General features: G+C 45.9%; 22 protein-coding genes. 4 read left to right on the plus strand and 18 right to left on the minus strand.

Going from position 1 to position 24006, the window contains the following annotated elements:
* Nucleotides 1–64: 64 nt before the first annotated feature.
* Nucleotides 65–1015: a phosphoserine phosphatase gene (gene serB, locus OCU77_RS13950; RefSeq protein ID WP_107302787.1), complete on the minus strand. Its 951-nt coding sequence runs from the start codon at nucleotides 1013–1015 to the stop codon at nucleotides 65–67.
* 307 nt (nucleotides 1016–1322) lie between these two features.
* Between serB and OCU77_RS13955 the strand changes: the two genes are divergently transcribed.
* Nucleotides 1323–1937, plus strand: a complete 615-nt coding sequence (locus tag OCU77_RS13955) for a YtjB family periplasmic protein (RefSeq protein WP_107302788.1) — start codon at nucleotides 1323–1325, stop codon at nucleotides 1935–1937.
* Nucleotides 1938–2050: 113 nt separating this feature from the next.
* Here OCU77_RS13955 and deoD read toward each other — a convergent pair whose 3' ends face one another.
* From deoD to ubiT, 15 genes are all read right to left on the minus strand, one after another.
* Nucleotides 2051–2770, minus strand: a complete 720-nt coding sequence (gene deoD, locus OCU77_RS13960; RefSeq protein ID WP_048898035.1) for a purine-nucleoside phosphorylase — start codon at nucleotides 2768–2770, stop codon at nucleotides 2051–2053.
* Between the two features lie 171 nt (nucleotides 2771–2941).
* Complete coding sequence (locus tag OCU77_RS13965; protein ID WP_048898034.1) at nucleotides 2942–4162, minus strand: phosphopentomutase; 1221 nt, start codon at nucleotides 4160–4162, stop codon at nucleotides 2942–2944.
* Between the two features lie 12 nt (nucleotides 4163–4174).
* Nucleotides 4175–5524 carry a thymidine phosphorylase gene (gene deoA / locus OCU77_RS13970; protein ID WP_107302789.1) on the minus strand — a complete coding sequence of 450 codons (1350 nt, stop codon included), beginning with the start codon at nucleotides 5522–5524 and terminating at the stop codon, nucleotides 4175–4177.
* Between the two features lie 143 nt (nucleotides 5525–5667).
* A complete protein-coding gene (gene deoC / locus OCU77_RS13975) occupies nucleotides 5668–6441 on the minus strand; it encodes a deoxyribose-phosphate aldolase (RefSeq protein ID WP_048898033.1) in 774 nt (257 codons plus the stop codon).
* A 368-nt stretch (nucleotides 6442–6809) separates the two neighbouring features.
* Nucleotides 6810–6983 carry a XapX domain-containing protein gene (locus OCU77_RS13980; RefSeq protein ID WP_048898032.1) on the minus strand — a complete coding sequence of 58 codons (174 nt, stop codon included), beginning with the start codon at nucleotides 6981–6983 and terminating at the stop codon, nucleotides 6810–6812.
* A 341-nt stretch (nucleotides 6984–7324) separates the two neighbouring features.
* A complete protein-coding gene (locus OCU77_RS13985; protein WP_048898031.1) occupies nucleotides 7325–8590 on the minus strand; it encodes a NupC/NupG family nucleoside CNT transporter in 1266 nt (421 codons plus the stop codon).
* Nucleotides 8591–8808: 218 nt separating this feature from the next.
* On the minus strand, nucleotides 8809–9606 hold the full coding sequence (locus tag OCU77_RS13990; protein ID WP_048898030.1) for a TatD family hydrolase: 798 nt from the start codon (nucleotides 9604–9606) through the stop codon (nucleotides 8809–8811).
* Entirely contained in the window at nucleotides 9596–9823 is a 228-nt protein-coding gene (locus tag OCU77_RS13995; protein WP_048898029.1) for a hypothetical protein, read from the minus strand. The genes OCU77_RS13990 and OCU77_RS13995 overlap by 11 nt, the downstream gene beginning before the upstream one ends.
* 31 nt (nucleotides 9824–9854) lie before the next feature.
* Nucleotides 9855–11972 (minus strand): glycogen debranching protein GlgX, encoded by a 2118-nt coding sequence (gene glgX, locus OCU77_RS14000; protein WP_084711735.1) that lies wholly within the window; start codon nucleotides 11970–11972, stop codon nucleotides 9855–9857.
* A gap of 122 nt (nucleotides 11973–12094) precedes the next feature.
* Nucleotides 12095–13675: a peptide chain release factor 3 gene (gene prfC / locus OCU77_RS14005; protein ID WP_048898028.1), complete on the minus strand. Its 1581-nt coding sequence runs from the start codon at nucleotides 13673–13675 to the stop codon at nucleotides 12095–12097.
* Nucleotides 13676–13917: 242 nt separating this feature from the next.
* Nucleotides 13918–14364, minus strand: coding sequence for a ribosomal protein S18-alanine N-acetyltransferase (rimI, locus tag OCU77_RS14010; protein WP_048898027.1), 447 nt, complete (start codon nucleotides 14362–14364; stop codon nucleotides 13918–13920).
* The gene (locus tag OCU77_RS14015; RefSeq protein ID WP_048898026.1) at nucleotides 14354–14755 is read right to left on the minus strand and encodes a DNA polymerase III subunit psi; all 402 of its coding nucleotides are present in this window, start codon (nucleotides 14753–14755) and stop codon (nucleotides 14354–14356) included. Before OCU77_RS14015 ends, rimI begins: the two co-directional genes overlap by 11 nt.
* Nucleotides 14756–14768: 13 nt before the next feature.
* Nucleotides 14769–14894: a hypothetical protein gene (locus OCU77_RS14020; RefSeq protein WP_261855989.1), complete on the minus strand. Its 126-nt coding sequence runs from the start codon at nucleotides 14892–14894 to the stop codon at nucleotides 14769–14771.
* 13 nt (nucleotides 14895–14907) lie between these two features.
* Complete coding sequence (locus OCU77_RS14025) at nucleotides 14908–15411, minus strand: GNAT family N-acetyltransferase (RefSeq protein ID WP_048898025.1); 504 nt, start codon at nucleotides 15409–15411, stop codon at nucleotides 14908–14910.
* Nucleotides 15401–15922 (minus strand): ubiquinone anaerobic biosynthesis accessory factor UbiT, encoded by a 522-nt coding sequence (gene ubiT / locus OCU77_RS14030; RefSeq protein ID WP_048898024.1) that lies wholly within the window; start codon nucleotides 15920–15922, stop codon nucleotides 15401–15403. The genes OCU77_RS14025 and ubiT overlap by 11 nt, the downstream gene beginning before the upstream one ends.
* 243 nt (nucleotides 15923–16165) lie before the next feature.
* Between ubiT and OCU77_RS14035 the strand changes: the two genes are divergently transcribed.
* The 3 genes from OCU77_RS14035 (at nucleotide 16166) to OCU77_RS14045 (ending at nucleotide 20306) form a co-directional block, all read left to right on the plus strand.
* On the plus strand, nucleotides 16166–18205 hold the full coding sequence (locus tag OCU77_RS14035) for a sensor domain-containing protein (protein WP_048898023.1): 2040 nt from the start codon (nucleotides 16166–16168) through the stop codon (nucleotides 18203–18205).
* A gap of 202 nt (nucleotides 18206–18407) precedes the next feature.
* Nucleotides 18408–19415: a ubiquinone anaerobic biosynthesis protein UbiU gene (gene ubiU / locus OCU77_RS14040; RefSeq protein ID WP_048898022.1), complete on the plus strand. Its 1008-nt coding sequence runs from the start codon at nucleotides 18408–18410 to the stop codon at nucleotides 19413–19415.
* Nucleotides 19416–19427: 12 nt separating this feature from the next.
* The gene (locus tag OCU77_RS14045; protein ID WP_048898021.1) at nucleotides 19428–20306 is read left to right on the plus strand and encodes a U32 family peptidase; all 879 of its coding nucleotides are present in this window, start codon (nucleotides 19428–19430) and stop codon (nucleotides 20304–20306) included.
* Between the two features lie 272 nt (nucleotides 20307–20578).
* On the opposite strand, the gene nlpI is transcribed toward OCU77_RS14045, so the two are convergent.
* Both nlpI and pnp read right to left on the minus strand, forming a co-directional pair.
* The gene (gene nlpI / locus OCU77_RS14050) at nucleotides 20579–21487 is read right to left on the minus strand and encodes a lipoprotein NlpI (protein WP_193391644.1); all 909 of its coding nucleotides are present in this window, start codon (nucleotides 21485–21487) and stop codon (nucleotides 20579–20581) included.
* A gap of 322 nt (nucleotides 21488–21809) precedes the next feature.
* Nucleotides 21810–23930: a polyribonucleotide nucleotidyltransferase gene (gene pnp / locus OCU77_RS14055; protein ID WP_048898019.1), complete on the minus strand. Its 2121-nt coding sequence runs from the start codon at nucleotides 23928–23930 to the stop codon at nucleotides 21810–21812.
* Nucleotides 23931–24006 lie beyond the last annotated feature (76 nt).

Consider the following 24006-nt stretch of genomic DNA (forward strand, 5'->3'; position numbering starts at 1 on the left):
CCAGTCAATGACTGGCGTTTATTTTATCTGTGTTCCATGGCTCACTCTATTAGTAAGCGGGCGATCACCAATTCAACCCTTGGGGTACCAGCGACGCAGACAAAATACACATCACCCCACCTAAATCAGCAAAACGAATGGCGGAGTCCGCTTCGGCTTCCACTTTCGGCTTAGCATGATAGGCAATTCCCAACCCTGCTGTCGCCATCATGACAAGATCATTCGCACCATCACCAACCGCTACGGTATTGTGATACGGAATGTCGAAATGCTCGGCTAATTCAACCAACACATCGGCTTTCATTTGCGCATCAACCACTTCGCCTAAAACTTTACCCGTGAGTTTGCCATCAACAACCTCCAAAGTGTTGGCATGAGCATGCACTAAACCTAGCTCATCTTTGAGGTGATCAGATAAATAGCTAAAGCCTCCCGAGGCAATCGCCACTTTCCAGCCATAATGTTGAAGAGTAGTAACCAATTGGCGAAGTTCTGGCATGAGAGGAAGGTGCTCACGAACTTGCGCTAAAATCGCTTCATCTGCCCCTTCCAGCGTCCCCACGCGTTGACGCAGGCTTGCTTCAAAGTCGAGTTCACCTTGCATGGCACGCTCGGTTACCGCAGCCACTTCGTCACCCACACCGGCCAATTTCGCGATTTCATCAATACATTCGATTTCGATTGCCGTCGAGTCCATGTCCATCAAGACTAAGCCTGGATCGGACAGATCCGGTAAATCTGCCGTTGCGACGGTATCGAGTGAATGATCAATAATTGCTTGCAATAATGTCGGCTGCAAAGGATTACTGACCAATACCGCATCATAGTTACCAACTTTCCAAGCGGCAACGACTTGTAAGGTTTCATTCGCTTGATCACCGATTTCATCGAGTTGTGTCGGCGTGACTGCGCGACCGTAAATCAAGGTCGCGGCTTTTTGTTTCACTAAATTTGGCGTAGCAATAATTTCGGGAAATCGCTGTTGAAGCAACGTATGTTTTCTAATGCGCAGCAAAATTCATCATCCTTGTTGAAATAGTTATACTCATGGTGTTGAGTGAAACAGCCATGGGTATAAACACTCTATATCGTACTCTCTTTCAATGTCCCTCTTAATTACTCTAGCGTTTTAACAAGAGGATTATCGAGTTTTTTACCGCTTTAGAGAAACGCTGGTATACTGCTCTGCACCATCAAAGTACCCGATCACCATAGAATAAGCCACCGCCCCACTATGGCAAAAATGATGGATACTATGCAATCTACTTAGCGAATGACAGCATAAGGCAATGCACTAGGGCGTTTTTTGGAAGACACTAACTATGATGAAATTTAAAACAACGCGACTCAAACGCTTCTGGCAAGTCTTTGTCTTGTTGGCATGTTTTGGTGGTATTGTCGCCATGCTGGAATACGGTTCGCAGCTCAATAATCGTAACTATCAAATGCTCAGTGAACAAACGCAAACCCTGTCGCGTATTTTAGTCCGCCAAGCCGCAGAGACAGCCTCTAGCGATGTGATTGATAAAAACCAAGATAGATTACAAGTGCTGGTACAGCGTTTATCGCAAGAGCCGCTGATTTTAGATGCGACCATTTACGACCTCAAAGGTCTCACCGTTGCTCGCACCGAAGAATCGATGCCGATTGAGCAAGTCACAGGGCTATCCACCCCATTGGCTGTTGCCAGTTATGGTCGTCAACAAGTGATCGAGCCTATATTGTCTGGCGAACAAGTCATTGGCTTTTTACGTATCACGCTCGAACACGGCAAATTGGTTGAAAATGCCAGTAGCCAAATTGAAAGTATGACCAACACTATCCGTGGATTAGTGATTGCCGCGCTCTTTATTGGCTTCCTCCTTGCCTTTACCTTCGGTCGCCGTAAAGACATTTGGCATTTCCCGTATTTGCTTACGGCTAACGCCAAAGATTAACGCTCTACTGCTCACTGATATAACATCTATATTGCTCACAAATAAGCAAAAAAAAAGACGACTCGTAGTCGTCTTTTTTGTCGCTTAAAGGTAATGCCTAAAGGCTATTACACTTATTCAGCATCACCTAGAAGTACAGACTCTAGTGCGATTTCCATCATGTCGTTGAACGTAAGTTGACGTTCTTCAGATGTTGTCGCTTCACCACGTAGAATGTGATCAGATACAGTACAGATAGTCAGTGCTTTCGCACCAAACTCAGCCGCTAGGCCGTAGATACCTGCTGCCTCCATTTCCACACCTACAATGCCGTATTTCTTCATTGTTTGGAAGAAATCGAAATCTGGGTTGTAGAATAGATCCGCAGAGAAGATGTTACCCACTTTAACGTCAACGCCTTTTGCTTTAGCTGCATCTACGGCGTTTTGTACCATGCCGTAATCCGCTAGCGCTGCAAAGTCGTGATCGCCAAAACGAATACGGTTTACTTTAGAGTCCGTCGATGCGCCCATGCCGATAACAACATCACGTAGGTTTACATCGTCACGTACCGCGCCACAGCTACCAACACGGATGATTTTCTTCACGCCGAAATCTTTGATCAATTCAGTCGCGTAGATAGAGCACGATGGGATACCCATACCGTGGCCCATAACAGAGATCTTACGACCTTTGTAAGTACCAGTGAAACCTAGCATGCTACGAACGTTACACACTTCTTTCGCATCATCTAAAAAAGTTTCTGCGATGTATTTTGCGCGTAGCGGGTCACCCGGCATTAGCACTACGTCTGCAAAATCACCCATTTCAGCATTAATATGTGGAGTAGCCATGGTTATTTCCTTTTCGTTTCAACAAGTGCCCATTCGAGCTGTACTCATTGATAAATCATAATTAGTGATCGCTGTTTCTGCCTCTTATTCATCATAACCAGAAACAGCGATTTGACTTTGATCTCTGTACTTACAAATTCATGCGATTAAGTATCGAATCGCTTTTTTGCATTACAAGAACGACTTACCGTAATCCATATCTGTCAGACCGTGGTGCGCCGCAAGGCTTTGACCGATATCTGCAAATGTCTCGCGACGACCTAATGAGCCCGCAGCCACTTTAGGGCCAGTCACAATCACAGGGATATGCTCACGCGTATGGTCAGTACCTTCCCACGTTGGATCACAACCGTGGTCTGCTGTTAGGACAAGTACATCGTCTTCTTGCAGTAGTTCAAGCACTTCTGGTAGACGCTTATCAAAGTATTCAAGCGCGGCTGCGTAGCCTGCAACATTACGACGGTGGCCGTATGCTGAATCGAAATCTACGAAGTTCGTGAATACTAGGCTGTTGTCACCGGCTTGTTTAATTTGCTCAAGCGTTGCATCAAACAGATCTGGAATGCCTGTTGCTTTCACTTTTTTAGTGATACCGCAGCCAGCGTAAATATCAGAGATCTTACCGATTGAAATCACGTCACCGTTTTTCTCTTCAACCAGTTTTTGTAATACGGTTGGCGCAGGTGGCTCAACAGACAGATCGCGACGGTTACCCGTACGCTCGAACTGACCTTTACCTGCACCAACGAATGGACGCGCAATAACACGACCAATGTTGTAGTCTTCCAGCTCTTCACGCACGATTTGACATAGCGCTAGTAAGTTATCTAGGCCGTATGTTTCTTCATGACATGCGATTTGGAATACCGAGTCAGCAGAGGTATAGAAAATAGGCTTGCCCGTTTTCATGTGCTCTTCACCCAAGTCATCCAGTACTTGTGTACCTGATGCATGGCAGTTACCTAGGTAACCCGGTAGGTTGGCACGTTCAACAATGCTATCTAGTAACTCTTGCGGGAAGCTGTTGCTGTGATCGGTAAAGTAGCCCCAATCAAACAGAACAGGTACGCCAGCGATTTCCCAGTGGCCTGACGGGGTATCTTTACCCGAAGACAACTCTTTCGCATGGCCGTAAGCGCCAGTGATTTCTACCTGTGCATCCAAACCTTCAGGGAAGTAGCCTGATGATTCTTCACATGCTTTACCTAGGCCCAATTTGTTTAGGTTAGGTAGGTGTAGAGGACCACTACGTTCACCGTTATCCGCTTCACCGCGTGCACAAGCTTGTGCAATGTGACCCATGGTGTTTGCGCCTACATCACCGAAATTAACGGCATCTTCTGTGGCACCAATACCGAATGAATCTAGTACTAGGATTATTGAACGTTTCATATTGACTCCGAATTAAACATCTTCCGCGCGAACGCGACGGTAAACTTCTGGGGTAGCTTCTGGTTTTAGCTCAGACACATTGATCGCTTGGCGAACCGCTTTCGCTGCTTCTTCCCACTGTGCTTCACTACGTGCGTGAACCATAGCAAGTGGCGTATCAGCGTAAACTTCATCACCTAGGCGGATCATATCGCTCAGGCCTACTGCGTAATCAATAGTGTCGCTAGCAACACGACGACCGCCGCCCATGCCCACAACTGCCATACCTAAACCACGTGTATCCATTGCCGATGCAAAGTTTGTTGCACCCGCAAGTTGTGCTGCATCTGCAAACACAGGCTTCACGATTTCTGCTGTGTCGAGGTAGTTATTGTAGTTTTCCATGAAATCTACTGGTCCACCAAGACCGGCTACCATTTTGCCAAAGCGTTCAGCCGCTTGGCCATTATCAAGTACTGCTTGTAACTTAGCGCGCGCTTGTTCTAAATCGCTTGCTAGGCCACTAATTAATAGCATTTCAGCACACAGTGCCATGGTCACTTCAAACAAGCGAGGGTTACGGTATTCACCTGTTAAGAATTGCACCGCTTCGCGCACTTCTAACGCATTACCTGCTGTTGATGCCAACACTTGGTTCATGTCAGTAAGTAGTGCTGTAGTACGTGTACCTGCACCATTTGCTACTGCAACGATTGAGTTTGCAAGCTCTTCAGACGCTTCATAAGTTGGCATAAATGCACCAGAACCTACTTTTACGTCCATGATCAATGAACCTAAACCTGCCGCCAGTTTCTTCGACAAGATAGAGGCAGTGATCAACGAGATGTTATCAACGGTTGCCGTCACGTCACGGGTTGCATACACGCGCTTGTCCGCTGGTGCTAAGTCGCCAGTCTGGCCGATAATCGCCACACCTGCTTCTTTGGTCACTTTACCGAACACATCATTGGTTGGGGTAATGTTGTAACCAGGGATCGCTTCAAGTTTATCCAGTGTACCGCCAGTGTGACCAAGACCACGACCAGAGATCATAGGAACAAAGCCACCACATGCCGCAACCATAGCGCCTAGCATTAGTGAGGTTACATCACCCACACCGCCTGTAGAGTGCTTATCAACGATTGGGCCGCCGAAGTCCATGTGACTCCAGTCGATCACCATGCCTGAATCACGCATTGCACACGTAAGTGCTACACGCTCGTCCATGGTCATGTCGTTGAAGTAAATAGCCATCGCAAACGCCGCGATCTGACCTTCAGATACAGTGTCTTTTGCAATGCCTTGAATAAAGAAGTTAATTTCGTCTGCTGTTAGAACAACGTTATCGCGTTTTTTACGGATGATTTCTTGAGGTAAGTACATTATCTGCCCCTGTTAGCTTGGGTGTAGGGTACATACTTTGCTGTATTTTGAGTGTAAGAGGTCGGACGCTTACGAATAAGCATCTAGCCTTGGCAAAGTATGGGGAATTAAGGTGGCGGCTTGCGCCACCTTATTGTTCAGGCTTAGTAGCCGCCTTCAGCAGCTTTTTCGCCTTCACCTAACGTGTGAAGCAGATTTGCTAGTAGGCTTGATGCACCAAAGCGGTAATGCATGTTGTCAGCCCACTCAGCACCTAGAAGGCGATCTGCCATTGCTAGGTATGTTTGTGCGTCTTCCGCTGTACGCACACCACCTGCAGGCTTGAAGCCAACAGTTTTTGCTACGCCCATGTTTTTGATCACAGTCAGCATGATTTCTGCTGATTCTGGCGTTGCGTTTACAGGCACTTTACCTGTTGATGTTTTGATGAAATCAGCACCGGCTTTGATAGAAATTTCAGACGCTTTGATGATTAGCGCTTCTTCTTTCAGTTCACCTGTTTCGATAATTACTTTCAGTAGGATATCGCCACATGCTGCTTTACATTGTTTAACTAGCTCGAAGCCAACTTCTTCGTTGCCTGCGATCAGTGCACGGTATGGGAATACTACATCCACTTCGTCTGCACCGTATGCAACAGCTGCTTTTGTTTCAGCTACTGCGATTTCAATGTCGTCGTTACCGTGTGGGAAGTTAGTAACAGTTGCGATACGTACATCTGGTGTACCTTGCTCACGTAGTTGCTTTTTAGCAACTGGGATAAAGCGTGGGTAGATACATACTGCTGCAGTATTGCCTACGGCTGTCTTAGCGTTCTTACAAAGCTCGATCACTTTTGCATCAGTGTCGTCATCGTTAAGAGTGGTAAGATCCATTAATTTTAGTGCGCGTAGTGCAGCAGTTTTTAATTCGCTCATGACTATCTCCAGAGTCCAATTATCATTACTAAGTCAAACAGCTCACACAGCGTGAACTGCTCACTGAGCGGACTTGCTCCTTGAAGAATCGAGGCAATCTCATTATTGCACTCAATCGACATCCTTTTTCACCGCGCAAGGTGGAGGGTACACCTTGCTTTTGCCATTCACAGCAGAAACGTGACATCTCCCATCACGTTAGGGAATGCTGTTAAAGCACTCATCGCATTTGGATGATAACCCCATCATACCAAGGTAAGATTCATGCCACCATCAAAGTCGTGTTTCCAGGTGTAGACAATATGTTTACCTACAAAATTCAAACTAAGCTCATTACTTTCAATAACTTGAAATAAACACTCTTCGATTTATCCAGTGAAAAATCGCTCAACAATCCATTGATACGAAATCCCACCTAAGTAAACACCGACAATCCCCATCACCCCAGATAACACAGGTGGTGCAGGAATGGGCAGCTTGATCGCCGAAAACAACATACCGACAATGAAACCAGCAAAGATAGATAATAATACTTCACCCATAACAGCTCTCTTTGTGCTGTGAAATTCAACTATGAGTGTAGACCTTATCTCGCTCTATCCGACCTTGTTCATGCAACTAATGTTAGCAAAGTGAATGGCCATAAAAGGGAGCGCAATCGATTTTATGGCTTTAATTTTAAGCTCGACCTAGGTTTTTACCTATTTTGTTGAAAGAATAAAAACCATCAGATTATTCATGCATAAGTGCATTGGAGGTCGCTGTGAACAAACAACGAAAGCATAAAACTTCACTTCGTTATGATTCAGCATCTAGGGTAATTAGCAGATACAAAAACGCCACAGCAAAGCCGTGGCGTTTTTCAATTCGACGAGGTGTCGTATTACATTGCGTTGATAGTCACGAATAGACCAGCAATTGTTGCAGACATTAGGTTAGATAATGTACCTGCAGCAACGGCTTTCATACCGAAACGTGCGATGTCATGACGACGGCTTGGTGCTAGACCACCAAGGCCACCTAGTAGGATTGCTACAGAAGAAAGGTTAGCAAAACCACAAAGTGCGAATGAGATGATTGCTTTGGTCTTCTCAGAAAGAACAACTTCAGCCGCTTCACCTAGGTAAGGGGCAAAGTTTAGGTAAGCAACGAATTCGTTCACTACCAGTTTCTGACCGATGAAAGAACCTGCGATGGTTGCTTCTTCCCATGGCACACCGATTAGGAATGCAAGTGGAGAGAAGATGTAACCAAGGATTAGCTCTAGTGTTAGTTCAGGCATACCGAACCAACCACCGATACCACCTAGCATACCGTTGATTAGTGCAATCAAACCGATGAATGCTAGTAGCATTGCACCTACGTTAAGTGCTAGTTGCATACCAGAAGATGCGCCTGCCGCTGCTGCGTCAATCACGTTAGCTGGTTTGTCATCGCCATGTGCTTCGTCGCCAGCTAATTGCTCAATTGGCTCTTCAGTTTCAGGCTTGATGATTTTAGCAAACAGTAGACCACCTGGTGCAGCCATGAAAGATGCTGCGATTAGGTATTCTAGAGGTACACCCATTGATGCGTAACCTGCTAGTACACCACCCGCTACAGATGCTAGACCACCACACATTACTGCAAACAGCTCAGATTGAGTCATTTTAGGTACGAACGGACGAATCACCAATGGTGCTTCCGTTTGACCTACGAAGATGTTCGCTGTTGCAGACATAGATTCCGCACGAGATGTACCCAGTGCTTTCTGTAGACCACCGCCTAGTGCGTTGATAACAACCTGCATCACACCTAGGTAGTAAAGTACGCTGATCAATGCAGAGAAGAATACGATAACTGGTAGTACACGCAATGCGAATACGAAACCGCCGCCACCGAACACTTCAAACATTTTATCTGACGTTAAACCACCGAATAGGAAGTTAATACCGTCATTACCGTAGCCAATTACATTTGCTACAGCTTGTGACATGCCGTAAAGCACATCACGACCAACTGGTACATACAGAACGAATGCACCTAAACAGAATTGGATGGCAAAAGCGCCACCAACAGTACGTAGATTAATAGCTTTGCGGTTGTCCGATAACAGCACTGCGATTGCTAGCAATACCGCCATCCCAACCAGGCTCATAAACAGGCTCATGGTTTATGGCATCCTTTAGTTAAATTTGGCGTCTCGACAATTAGGCTCATAAATGAGTTGGGCGCATTATACTGATGCTAGGGCTGATAAAGTAATGCCAAGTTCACACTTTCCAAGGAAAGGATGTGAAAGTTTAACGCTAAGCGTGACAAGGATCACATCAAAGCAAGCGATTAACGCAATCGGTTAACGCAAACGTTTGTCTTTTGAGATCGATCTCACAAAGGAATGGCGAAAAGTTCAGCAGTAGTTAAGCTCGTAACCCTTGCTATTTCGCGTTCAGATTCCGTTCTGAGAGTCGCAAGGCTTTGCAATACATTGCGTAAGCGATCAGGACGATTAGGCTGTCCTTGAAAACCGGCAACGGGCATATCGGGTGAATCAGTTTCTAGCATTAAGGCTGCCAATGGCAACTTAGTCATTGTAGTGCGAGTTTTATGCGCACGACTATAAGTAATCGTCCCACCAACCCCAATTTTGATACCTAGATCAACTAGCTGGGTTGCTTGCTGATAGCTGCCACTAAAAGCATGATACACACCACCCCGTTTGGGTGGATTTTGTCTCAATAGTTTCAGCAGTTCAGGGAAGGCATTGCGGCAATGCAGTATCACGGGGAGCTGATAACGGTTGGCGAGCTCTAACTGCTCTGCTAACCAAGCTTGTTGTTGCTGACGCTGCGCTTGAGGCTCGCTGCCTTTATCGGCAACGGCAAAATCTAACCCGCACTCTCCAATCGCCACGCACTGACAGTTTGCTTGCTGTTGAGCTAACAGATGATCTAGCTGTGCCACTGCGTCTTCACTGTGTTCAGCACTAAAGAAAGGATGTAAACCAAGGGCAAAGTAAATAGTAGGAAACTGCGCAGCAAGCTCCATGACTAATGGCCAGTTTCGCTGCCCTATGGCAGGCACGACGAGTTTCTCAACACCGTGCTGCTGCGCCATAGCAAGGTAATGGGCAGGATCTTGTGCAAAGGGCGCAAAGTCAAAATGGCAATGGCTATCAATCAGCATGCTGGTTTCCTTTAACGCTCGGTGATGATTGTTTACAACCATCACCGATACCATCACGCTTACCACACTGACTATAACTAGGATGGCGAGGATCATGGAGATCATACCGCACAGGCGCGCAGCTACGGCGGTTCTCCGCTGTTAGCCCCATGTGCTGACACCATGCGCCGTAGCCTGCGATAACACGCCCTATCCCCTGCTTAATTTGCTGTAACATACTCTTTCCTAATCACTTGACCCAACTACGGCTAATCAGGCGTTTTAGCGACCATCACCACCATGCTTCGCCCTTTCACCAAGATACTATTGTGAGGATAACGTGGTGCATCATCAATAGCATAAATATCATGCGGGCTTTCTGCTGACGTATCTATCACCAAATGCCAATCACTTTGATCACAATCGGGAATGGTAAATTCCAGTGGATCCCAGTACGCATTGCACACCACATAGAGCTCATCGTTAGTTAGAGGATGAATAACCGTTAAGGCCAAGGAGTGAGAGCGCTCGCCCCAGTCAGGTTGATTCGGCTCAACACCGTGCCAGCATATTTCAACCGAATCGAGTACCGAGTTCAGTGAACGGTGCATATTCCATTCAAGCGTTGGTTCAGCGCTACGTAGCTTACTCAATAAGGCCACAAAGCGATGTAAATCTGGATACTTGTCCACCAGCGTCCAATCAAACCAACTGAGTTCGTTATTTTGGCAATACGCATTATTGTTGCCTTGCTGGGTACGTCGTACTTCATCGCCCATATTGATCATGGGTGTCCCTAACGACAAAAACAGGGTAGCCATCATATTTTTACATTGGCGGTGACGCAGACTTTCTATTTCGACAATGTCAGTTGGCCCTTCAACGCCATAATTGCAGGAAATATTATGGTTATCACCATCACGGTTCTCCTCCCCATTGGCCCAATTATGTTTTTCGTTGTAGCTCACTAAATCATTAAGGGTAAAGCCGTCATGAGCACATATAAAGTTCACCGAGCGGTGAGGAGAATGATGCTGGCGACCATAAATATCGGGCGAGCCTAAAATACGTGATGCAAAGCGGCTAATACAATTGGCATCGCCTCGCCAAAAAGTACGAACATCATCACGGTACTTACCGTTCCACTCATTCCAACGATCACCAATGAAAGAACCGACTTGATACAAACCTGCCGCATCCCAGGCTTCGGCGATAATTTTAGTACTGCTTAAAATAGGATCGGAATCGATAGACCAAAGTAACGGTGGTTGACGCATCGGGATACCATCACCGTCTCGGGCTAATACCGACGCCAAATCAAAGCGAAAACCATCCACTTTCATTTCGGTGACCCAAAAGTGGAGTGCATCGATGATCATTCGGCGCAAAACACTGTGGTTCGCATTACAGGTGTTTCCACAGCCACTGTAATTGGCGTATTTGCCCGTTTCTTTATCGGTCAGATAATAAGTGCGATTCTGTAGCCCTTTGAAACAAAAGGTAGGGCCATTCTCATCGCCTTCCGCGGTGTGGTTGAACACCACATCCAAAATCACTTCAATCCCCGCTTTATGCAGCTCACGGACCAACAGCTTAAATTCATTGATAGCGGCTAACGGATCTTGCTCAATACTGTAACCCGCATGCACGGCGAAAAAGTTAATCGGGCTATAACCCCAATAATTATCTCGGCCTTCGGGGGCATCCGAAGTATCAAACTGCTGCACAGGCATCAATTCAACCGCAGTGACCCCTAACGATTTGAGGTAGGGGATTTTTTCGATAATGCCGGCATAGGTACCACGCTTAGCCTGCTCGACACCGGAATTTGGATGCTGCGTAAAACCGGCCACATGCATTTCATAGATCACGGTATCGGTTAACGAGTGACGAGGCGATTGACTGTCTTGCCAATCAAACGTCTGATGATCAACGACCACGCTTTTCATGCAAGCATCCATGTTGGAGCCCGCATCGATTGCTCGTTGCCTTTGGTAGTTATCACTAAAACAGATGGCGTGGCTGTAGGGATCAAGCAGCACTTTGTTTTTATCAAACCTCAGCCCTTTATCAGGCTGCCATGGACCATCTACTTGAAAGGCATACACTTGGCCATGATTGATATTGGCAATAAACACAAACCAATAATGGCCGCGCTTATGAATAGAAGGATCGAGGTCGAAAGAAAGGAATGGTTCACTGTCGTTACGGTGATGAAAGAGGTGCAATACAACTTGGGTGGCATGCTTGGAGTATAAGCTAAAATTCACCCCGGTTTTCTTAACCGACGCCCCTAACGGATAGGCTTTACCCGGCCATGAGTAAATATCTTGCTCTTCTGCTAACGCTTGTTGCTTCTTAATTTTTACTACACTCGCCACGTCCATGATAGCCTCCAGCCAAAACAAACAAGTTGCATAATGAAGTAACTATATACCGCCCTTTATCAGATACAAAAAAAGCCGTCACATCAGTGACGGCTTTAGCAAATAATCCATTGTCGCGGTGATTAGTGTTCGCGAGTTGCACGGAAGTCAACGTCAGGGAAACGCTCACGCGCTAGGTTAAGGTTAACCATAGTCGGTGCGATATAACTCAGGTTATCGCCACCATCAAGCGCGAGGTTTTGTTGGTTCTTACGTTTGAAGTCTTCTAACTTCTTCACGTCATCACACTCAATCCAACGCGCCGTTGCAACGTTAACACCTTCGTAGATCGCTTCTACGTTGTATTCCGCTTTCAAGCGCGCAACAACCACATCAAACTGAAGTACACCTACCGCACCAACGATAAGGTCGTTATTTTGTAGCGGACGGAAGACCTGTACTGCACCTTCTTCAGAAAGCTGTACTAAGCCCTTAAGCAATTGCTTTTGCTTCAGTGGATCTTTTAGACGAATACGACGGAACAATTCTGGTGCAAAGTTCGGAATACCCGCAAACTTCAGGTTCTCGCCTTGCGTAAAGGTATCACCAATTTGGATCGTACCGTGGTTGTGCAAACCAATAATATCACCAGCAAAGGCTTGCTCTGCACGTGAACGGTCACCCGCCATGAAAGTTACCGCGTCCGAAATGCTGACATTTTTGCCAGTACGTACGTGGTTCATTTTCATGCCTTGGTTGTAAGTACCCGACACAATACGCATGAAGGCGATACGGTCACGGTGCTTAGGATCCATGTTTGCTTGGATTTTGAATACAAAACCAGAGAACTTCTCTTCTTTTGCTTCAACATCACGCTCGTTCGCTTTACGCGTTTGTGGCGCAGGTGCCCACTGCGTTAAGCCATCTAGCATGTGGTCAACACCGAAGTTACCCAATGCTGTACCAAAGTATACTGGCGTTAGCTCACCAGCTAGGAACAAGTCGTGATCAAACTCAGGGCATGCACCCACAACAAGTTCGATTTCTTCACGTACGCTTTCAGCTAGGTCATCGCCCACTGCCGCATTTAGCTCTGGGTTGTCTAGGCCTTTAATGATACGTACTTCTTGGATTTCGTGACCATGGCCTGATTCGTACAGGATCGTTTCGTCACGGTGGATGTGGTAAACACCTTTAAATTCTTTACCACAACCAATCGGCCATGAAATAGGAGCACAAGCCATACCTAGCTCGCTTTCTACTTCATCTAGCACTTCCATTGGGTCGCGAACATCACGGTCCAATTTGTTCATGAAGGTTACAATTGGCGTATCACGCAGACGCGTAACTTCCATTAGCTTACGAGTACGATCTTCGACACCTTTTGCGGCATCGATAACCATCAAACATGAGTCAACCGCAGTCAATGTACGGTAGGTATCTTCCGAGAAATCTTCGTGCCCAGGGGTATCTAGCAGGTTGACTAGACAATCATTGTATGGGAACTGCATCACAGAGGTTGTTACCGAGATACCACGTTCTTTTTCCATTTCCATCCAGTCAGACTTAGCATGCTGGTTAGAACCACGGCCTTTTACCGTACCTGCTTTTTGAATCGCGTTTCCGAATAACAATACTTTTTCAGTGATTGTTGTTTTACCCGCATCGGGGTGAGAAATGATAGCAAACGTACGGCGTTTACCCACTTCTTGTAGAAAAGACATAAGCGTTGATAATCCTGTTAGAGATTTCAATAACCGATGAACCATTTGAGTCTAGCCCAATGGTTCACCCGAGAATTAGAATTAAATGCCTGCACAGCAGGGAGTTATAATTAACCGATCGCAGTAATTACATCTCAACCTCATCGTATGCAGAAAAGAAAAACGCGTATCGCGCAGAAAAGTGGCGGAATTATACGCAAAGTCATCGCAAAGAAACAGCGTTAACCCAGTGTAAGATTCGATTACATTACCATGTACGTCATGATTAATGCGTCTTCGCGACCATTCTCTGCGGGGTAGTACCCTTCGCGTCGATTGATTTCATTAAAGCCTAGGGCTTCATAAAGTTGCGCAGCACGGGTATTACTTGCTCGCACTTCAAGCCAGATATCTTCAGCACCTTGCTCACGCATTTGCGCCATAAAGCCATCAAGCAAGGTTTTACCGTAGCCTTTACCTTGTGCTCGCGGGTCAATCGCAATATTGAGCAAGGTTGCTTCACCAGCGACGAGCTGACCAAAACAATAACCCACTAGCGTATTATCAACCAACAAGGCTAAATTAAGGGAGCGCTTATTCGGCTCGGCGCGCACCATAGACTCTGCCCAAGGAAATGCATGTGCAGCCTGCTCGATGTGCCATACGGCATCAAGGTGTTGTGTATCTAACGGAACGATATTAATTGTCATAAGAACAGATCTGTTGCCATAGGGCTTTTTTAGCTGCGGGATGAGTATGCATCGTTGAAATAGCCGCAGACTGAAGCACTTGAACTCCAACAGGAGCCGCTGCTGTACAGCCCGCGATCCAACACCATACCAGTTGGTGCTGACCAAGCTGCTCTAACGCACTTGGTGGCAACATTAATGCGTGTTCTGGCGAGAGCTTCATACTTTTCAAAATACGACCAAATAGCCATGCATCCTGATCGGTAAGCGTCTCTTCAGTAATGAAAAGCAGCTTGCAGTCATCAGGTAAATTGACAACAGGTACTTCAAGCGCAGGAAAACATTCTGGCTTACGGATCTGCCAGTATGTCAGTCCCATTTCTTGCAACACCTGAATATCTCGTTGCTTCATGCCTACTCTACTCTTATCTGCTGCCATTAAGGGCGGCAATGCTACCAAATTCGGCGAACACCACCAAGGTGAATTCACGCTCTCTAGCTAATGATAAAACAAAACCACCCGCAGGTGGTTTGGTCAAATACGATGTCATATACAGCTTGTGATTACAACGCAGCAAACTCCGCACTGTATTCCACTTTACCTTGATGATTTGCTAACGTATCTGGCAATAACTCTATCACCATAAATGCCTCAACAGGCACATCCCAACGACAGGTTAAGCCATGATCGGCAGCCGTTGTAAAACCAGCACGCTGGTAATAGCTAGGATCGCCTAGCACCACAACCGCTGGGTAACCTAATTCAGCGAGAATATTTTTAGCCTCATCAAGTAGCGCCAACCCAATACCTTGGCGTTGATACTCAGGCGAGATCGTTAATGGTGCAAGCCCTTGCCAGCCACAATCTTGGCCGTCAACAGTCACAGGGCTCAAGCATAGGTGGCCTACCACTTCCCCCTCATCGCTACATGCCACCAGCGACAATGTACGATTACCATTTTCACGCAACGCCATCACAAGGTTTGCTTCGGCGTCTGTCTCAAACGTTTTCTTCAACAAACGATCGACAGGCAGAATATCAGCGGGCGCCTCGGTTCTAATGAGCATTCACTACCTCTTGCTCAGCAGCCGCGTCTTTCATTCCTTGTTGGATGAAGTCTGCCGACTGCTGCAGGAAAAATGTTAATGGTTTTGGCAGTGCGTCAAGATCGATGCTATCCATCAGATTCTTCACTTCCAAACCTAATTCAGTGTCCCCTTCAATGCGAAGACGACGCTGGAAGAATAATGTATCTGGGTCTTCCTTACGAGCAGCAATTAACACTAAATCATTACATTCACCGCTAAAGCTCACGTCTTCTTGCTCAACATGTTGAGACACCACCAGTTTCTCGTTTTGGAAACTGATAAACCACTGTAAGCCTAAGTCACGTACTTCCACTTTCAACCAGCGATCTTCTAAAAACTCAAAGTCACCATCGTCCAATGCTTCTTTAAATACTAGAGACAGTCCTTCTAGCATCATTTTTTGTTGTACTGCAAAAGGCATAGCCTTCGCAGGAATGCGTAACAAAGCTGGGCCATGCTGAACCATGTGTTTACGAATTTGAGCAATCACCGATGTGTTTCCTATTATGCTTACATGTATATGAGTAGGAGAAAGTTAACCTTCCCCGAAGGTTGATGATCATTGTAAGCAGGGCGATTGATAAATATCATGCCTTGAGTCAAAAAAAATGCGTCTACAAAGGGAAAGTTTAGCGCTCATAACGGCTGGCAGGTATAATGAGCCCTATTTTTCACATTCTCATACCCCTTTGAGACCCTAACCAAATCAAACAAAATAGGTGACGTCAGAACGATGCCAACAGAGCAGCTTACTTATTGGTTTCCACTGCTAACAGACAATAGTCCGTTTCTTTTTGCCGTTCTCGATAAAGAGCACAACTACCTGATTGTGAATAATCGCTACTGCGAACTCAGTGGTTATACACGAGAAGATCTCATCGGTTGTTGCGATAAAGACATTCTAGGTCACGCCTATTACCAAACCCTTCAGCCATATTACGATCGCGCCTTTAATGGCGAATCAGTCGAAGGGGAAGTGGTACTCAACGATAACCGCCTCGACACATCCATGCATTTTAGTCTGACACCACTTCGTGATGATGCAGGCAATGTGTCGTATATCGTGCTGCATTCCGCCGATACATCGGAACGTCAAGTACTGGTGAAATCATTGGAGGAGTTAGAGCATCAACTGAATCAACTGCATGAAAGCAGCAGTGATGGGATTTGCATGATAGAGAACAATATCGTGCTGTCTGCGAACCAACGAGCTGCCACTATGCTCGGGTTTGGCTCAGCTAAAGATTTGCTCGGTGAAGATCTTGGCCGCATTGTTTTTGATTTCCAAAGCCAACGTCTACTGGGCGCTCAACTCCACCATCAGCCAAACAGTGAATCACGTCGCTGCTATATCGGCCCTGAAGCCACACAAGACAATACTTTTTTATTATCTCTGTCTGATGTCACCATGCTGGGCTCCCCCGCAAAGCTGGTACTGTTGCGAACGCCAACCAACAATCGATTACCACAAGGGCAAATCGATCAATTAGTCCAAACCGATGCGCTAACGGGCCTGTACAATCGTCACGGCTTTACTCGTAAACTCGAACAAAACATCACGGCTAATATCCCCTTGGTGATGCTGTACCTTGATGTCGATAACTTCAAAAACATTAACGACTCGCTGGGTCACCACATCGGTGATCGGGTGCTACAAGAAATTGCTCAACGCCTCAAGCAACTCTTACCAGATGACTCCATTATTGGTCACTTAGGAGGCGATGAATTTGGCATCTTGCTATTAAACCCAGAGCACGAACGAATTGGTGATTTACTGTCGCAACAAATCATCGCGCTAGTGAGTCAACCGTTTAACTTGCACCATTTTAGTAAACACATCGCCTGCTCAATTGGCTTGGTGAACTACCCAGGCAACGGCAACGACGCCCGTATTTTGCTTCAAAATGCCGATACTGCGATGTACGAAGCCAAAAACCGTGGTCGTAATCGCTTAGTGAAGTTTGATGAAAGCATGAATAAAGAAGCGCGAATGCGTTTGTGGCTTGAAATCGAATTACAAAAAGCACTGCAAAAAAACGGCTTAGAGGTGTGGTACCAGCCAAAGGTCAATGCCAAAGACTTCTCTATAGATGGTGCTGAAGCCTTAGTACGCTGGAAACACCCAGTAGAGGGTTACATCAGCCCAGCGCAATTTATTCCGGTCGCAGAACGCTCAGGCTTGATTGAACAGCTAGGCCGCGTGGTAATGCGAGAAGTCTTTACGACAGTACGTGAATGGAAAAAGCAGGGACTTTTACAGGGCCGTGTTGCCATTAACTTATCTCCCCAACAGTTTGGTAATCCCAATCTGATTTTGTTCATCGATAAGCTACGTAAAAGCACAGGGATCAACCCAAGTGATATTACGTTTGAGTTGACCGAAAGCGCCATGATGAATGATGGTGAGCACGCCATTCAAATGCTCAAAGCAATTAAAAAACTGGGCTTTGCCCTGTCTATCGATGACTTTGGTACCGGTTATTCATCACTGTCTTATTTAGCCCGCTTCCCACTCGATGAGCTAAAAGTCGATCGCGCCTTTATCAAAGACATTGAAACCGTCCCCAAGCAAGTGACCCTGATCGAAAACATCATCAATTTAGGTAAGTCACTCAATATGAGTGTGGTCGCAGAAGGCGTAGAAACCCACCAGCAAGCAACACTGCTATCGAACCTTAACTGCGATTCCATTCAAGGTTTCCACTTTTTCCGCCCACAGCCAAAGCATGAGCTAGAAGCCGTTTTAGTGAAAAATAGCCGTCAGAGTGCATAATCCGTACGCATATTCGCGTAAAAAATTGTCCTAAATCAATAAAAACCTGCCTGAAATCAAAACTTAGGCAGGCTAAGCCCCCTAGTATTTCTCCTATCAAAACTGAAAACATATATTGAGTAACAGCCATTAATACTTTTGAGGTATTTGTGGTATGCCTTGATATACCTTTATTCATCAAGCACTGGTAGATAAATATAATATGGAGCTGCTTTGCCCCGCTGGTAACCTTCCGGCCTTGAAAACCGCCATCGATAATGGCGCAGATGCGGTCTACATCGGCTTTAAAGACGATACAAATGCCCGCCACTTTGCTGGTTTAAATTTTACAGGACGTAAATTAGAAAAAGCAGTGGAATACGTACGCGATCACGACAAGAAACTGCATGTTGCCCTTAATACCTTTGCCCATCCAGACGGTTTTAATCGTTGGACCAAAGCGGTAGATAACGCAGCAGCTATGGGGGTCGATGCACTCATCGTGGCTGATATCGCGGTACTTGAATACGCAGCAACCCAATACCCAGATCTTGAATTACACCTTTCAGTGCAAGCATCCGCGACGAATACCGCGGCCATTGATTTCTATAAAAACAACTTCAATGTGAAGCGGGTCGTATTACCGCGCGTATTATCGATCCATCAGGTGAAACAACTCGCCCGTAATACGGACATGGATCTTGAAGTGTTTGCCTTTGGCAGCCTGTGCATCATGTCTGAAGGTCGCTGTTACCTGTCTTCATACATGACAGGTGAGTCACCAAACACAGTTGGCGCATGTTCACCAGCCAAATACGTACGTTGGCAAGAAACAGCAACAGGCCTAGAGTCTCGCCTTAACGACATTCTGATTGATCAATACGCTGAAGGCGAAAACGCGGGCTACCCTACCCTGTGTAAAGGCCGTTTTGATGTCAATATCAGTGGTGAGAACCGTCGTTACCATGCACTCGAAGAGCCAACCAGCTTAAATACGCTAGAGATTTTACCAGAGCTATTTAAAGCCAATATTGCCTCGGTGAAAATCGAAGGCCGTCAACGTAGCCCAGCTTACGTTGAACAGGTGACCCGTACTTGGCGCGCGGCGATTGATCGCTATAAAGCTAACCCAGAAGGCTACAGTGTTGAGCCTGCTTGGAATACCTGCTTAGGTAACGTTTCTGAAGGTAAACAAACCACACTTGGTGCTTACCACCGTAAATGGCAATAAAGGAGCCAACGAATGAAATACTCTCTTGGCCCACTACTTTATTTTTGGCCTAAAACCGACGTTGAAGCGTTTTATCAACAAGCAAAGCAATCAGATAGCGATATCATTTATCTTGGCGAAAGCGTGTGCTCGAAACGCCGTGAGATGAAACCTGCCCATTGGTTTGACATCGCTAAAGATTTAGCTGATTCAGGCAAACAAGTGGTGCTATCCACCATGGCATTGCTAGAAGCGCCTAGCGAAGTCAACATCATGAAAAAGTATGTTGATAATGGCGACTTCATCATTGAAGCCAATGATGTATCGGCGATCCAATTAGCGCATCAAAGCAAAGTACCGTTTGTCGTCGGTGCGGCTGTGAACTGCTACAACGCCCAAACACTGAACCTGTTCTTGAAGCAGGGCATGGTACGTTGGTGTATGCCCGTCGAACTATCACGTGAATGGCTACAGAATGTATTAGTTGATTGTGAGAAGCTGGGCATTCGTGGCAAGTTTGAAACCGAAGTGTTCAGCTATGGCTATCTCCCACTGGCGTATTCCGCTCGCTGCTTTACCGCTCGCGCTGAAGACAAAGCCAAAGATGATTGTGAGACCTGCTGCATCAAGTACCCAACGGGTATTCAAGTGCATAGCCAAGAAGGTCAAAGCGTGTTTAACCTGAACGGCATCCAGACCCAATCTGGCTACTGTTACAACCTGATCAACGATTTGAAAACCATGCACGAAATTGTTGATGTCATCCGCTTGAGTCCATTGGGCGTGGAGACATTAGATTTAGTGGCTGATTTCAAGCACAACGAGCAAGGACAAACACGCCATCCACTCAAAGATGGCCACCACTGTAATGGCTACTGGCACAATGTTGCGGGGTTAAATATCGAAAGTTAATTTCGATATTACTCTCACCTCCTAATTGGTGACGGAGTGATACCAATCTGGGTAAGTAAATGTTCAGGTGATTGCGCAGGAAAAAGCACTGAAAACAAGGCGTAGATTGCAGATAGCTAGTTGCTCTATCTACAAAATCTATAACGCAGTTATCATTGATTTTAACCAGCAAGAACGATCAGTTACTTAGTTAGATTGGTATGAGATACCACGCATGAAAAAGCCGCGAACTTAAAATTCGCGGCTTTTTTTGATCGATGAGATCACTGTGTTTATTTATTCGTTTGTGCCTGGAGGGCTGCTTGTTGCTGCGCTTGATATTGCGACAACACTCGGCCTGTTTCTAATAACGCAAAGCGATGCTCAACAAACTCGTAGACGTTACCTGCTAAGGTTAGCTTGTACAGCATCAGTGCCGCTGAATAATTTTCTTCGTGCTGGTAGCGTTTAGCGAGGTAAAAGTACCCTTCGGTTAAACGTTCTGCCAGTTGATCATTACTTTCACTGCCACTCGCAATCTCTTTAAGGTAATCACTTTCACTGATATCCCCTAAATACATACGTACGATTAACCAGCCCCAGTCTTGCTTATCACTGGCATCGTAACGCAACCTTAGCTTATCTAGCGCTTGTTCTGGCGTACGTTCTACATCAACCAAGTACAGCCAAATAACACGATAAGGATCGTTAACATTTTGCTGATAATGCACAATCAAATCTTCATGTGCGAGATCTAAACGACCACCATAATAGAGGGCAATACCACGGTTTCGCTGGGCAAACGGGTGTTGGAAGTTCAGTTCTAAGGTTGAATCAAAGGCTTCATAGGCCGCATCAAAATGCGCACCTTGGGTGAAGTAAACCCCTAAGATGTTAAACACATCGGGCTGATTCGGACGCATCGACAATGACTGATTAAAGTCTAAGCGCGCAAGATCACGCAAGCCCAAACTGTCGTTCAGTAAGCCGCGCTCGTAAAACATCTGCGCCAGCGTGTCGTTATCTAAGTCATCACGCTTCATAAGTTGATCAATGCGCGCGAGTTGAATTTGCTGTTGAATTGTCGGCTGCAAGGGAATAGCCATCGGGGGATGTGTCCACATCGTTTTAGTCGATGTAGCACAACCCGTTAGCATCATTACGGCTGCAAGACATGCTAGCTTTAACCTGTTAGCAATCAATACCATTCTCCCTGAGATAGATGAGGTGACTGAATACAATCGCCTGGAAACAATAACCTGAAATAAGGGGCGTCTCGGCAGTCGTTGTGGTTGCTATAACAACCACGTATTCATAATCTACATTAGCTAAGCAGCTGATCTTAGTTAAGTTGACCGTTAATACAATAGCCTAAATGCGCTTTTCACGACAGAGATAACGCCAAGATAAGCCAGTCAACCAAGTATAATACGGATTTGAGTCAGTACGACCCAATCAAAATGTCATAAATGACACGCAACAAAAAAGGGGCTAATTAGCCCCTTTTTATCACATGATTAAGACTTAGCCTTGTGGCTGTTCGTCTTGTGCAGGAGCCGCTGGTGCTTCTACTGCTTCTTTCATGCTTAGACGGATACGGCCTTGACGGTCGATTTCAAGCACTTTAACTTGAACTTCTTGACCCATTTCAAGGTGATCAGTCACTTTCTCTACACGCTCTTGAGCGATTTGAGAAATGTGTACTAGACCTTCTTTCGCGCCAATTACTGATACGAATGCACCGAAATCTACGATACGCATTACTTTACCAGTGTAGATGCGACCAACTTCAACGTCTGCTGTGATTTCTTCGATGCGACGAATCGCTTCTTTCGCAGCTGTACCTTCAGTTGCAGCAATCTTGATTGTGCCGTCGTCTTCGATCTCAATCGTAGTACCAGTTTCTTCAGTTAGTGCACGAATAACTGCACCACCTTTACCGATAACGTCTTTGATCTTGTCTGAGTTGATCTTCATTGTGTGAATGCGTGGAGCAAACTCAGAGATATCATCGCGGTGAGTACCAATTGCTTCATCCATTACGCTAAGGATGTGCTTACGTGCACCTTTAGCTTGGTTAAGCGCAATTTGCATGATCTCTTTGGTGATACCTTCGATCTTGATGTCCATTTGAAGTGCAGTGATACCGTCGTCAGTACCTGCTACTTTAAAGTCCATGTCACCAAGGTGATCTTCATCGCCAAGAATGTCAGAAAGAACAACGAAATCGTCGCCTTCTTTCACAAGACCCATTGCGATACCCGCAACAGATGCTTTGATTGGCACACCAGCATCCATAAGTGCTAGAGATGTACCACATACAGAAGCCATTGAAGATGAACCATTAGATTCAGTGATTTCCGATACTACACGTACTGTGTATGGGAATTCTTCAACAGAAGGCATTACTGCAGCGATACCACGCTTAGCCAGTTTACCGTGACCAATTTCACGACGCTTAGGCGAACCAACAAAGCCAGTTTCACCTACACAGTATGGAGGGAAGTTGTAGTGTAGAAGGAAGTGATCTTTCTTCTCACCCATTAGGCTATCGATGATTTGAGCATCACGTTGTGTACCAAGCGTTGCAGTAACAAGCGCCTGAGTTTCACCACGTGTAAATAGTGAAGAACCGTGAGTACGTGGCAGTACACCAGTGCGTACGTCTAGCGCACGAACCATGTCTTTTTCACGACCATCAATACGTGGGTTACCCGCGATGATGCGGCTACGTACAACGTTCTTCTCTAGAGAACCAAGCATGTCGCGGATTTCACGCTCATCAAGCGCTTCGTTTTCTGCTAGTAGCTCTTCAACTACGTCAGATTTGATTGCGCCAACTTGCTCGTAACGCGCCATCTTCTCTGTGATTTGGTAAGCAGTTGCTAGACGTGCTTCAGCTTTATCAGCAACAAGAGCTTTAAGCTCAGTGTTTACTGCTGGTGCTGTCCAGTCCCATGCTGGAGTAGCAACTTCTGCTGCGAATTCTTTAATCGCATTGATAACTGTTTGTTGTTGGTCGTGACCAAATACAACAGCTTGTAGCATTTGTTCTTCTGATAGACGGTCAGCTTCTGACTCAACCATCAATACAGCGCCTTCAGTACCAGCAACAACTAGGTCTAGACGGCTTTCTTCTAGTTCTGTATTGCTTGGGTTTAGTACGAATTGGTCGTTGATGTAACCAACACGTGCCGCACCGATAGGACCGTTGAACGGAATACCAGAGATAGCTAGTGCCGCAGAAGTACCGATCATAGTCACGATATCTGGGTTAACGTCTGGATTGATAGAAACAACAGTAGCAATTACTTGTACTTCGTTTTTGAAATCATCTGGGAATAGCGGACGAATTGGACGGTCAATCAGACGTGCAGTTAGTGTTTCGCCTTCTGATGGACGGCCTTCACGCTTGAAGAAACCACCAGGGATTTTACCTGCAGCGTAAGTACGCTCTTGGTAGTTAACAGTTAGTGGGAAGAAGTCTTGACCTTCAACCGCTGTTTTCTTACCAACAACAGATACGAATACAGAAGTATCATCCATGCTAACCATTACAGCAGCAGTAGCTTGACGTGCAATTACACCAGTTTCGATAGTAACCGTGTGGTTACCGTACTGGAAAGTCTTTACGATAGGATTCACGTGAATTTCCTTAATTTATTCCGCTTTCTATTTTCGTCGGTAAGTATATCCGACATAAATAAAAGCGTCATGTGAT

The organism is Photobacterium swingsii, from assembly GCF_024346715.1.
Classification (GTDB): Bacteria; Pseudomonadota; Gammaproteobacteria; order Enterobacterales; family Vibrionaceae; genus Photobacterium; species Photobacterium swingsii.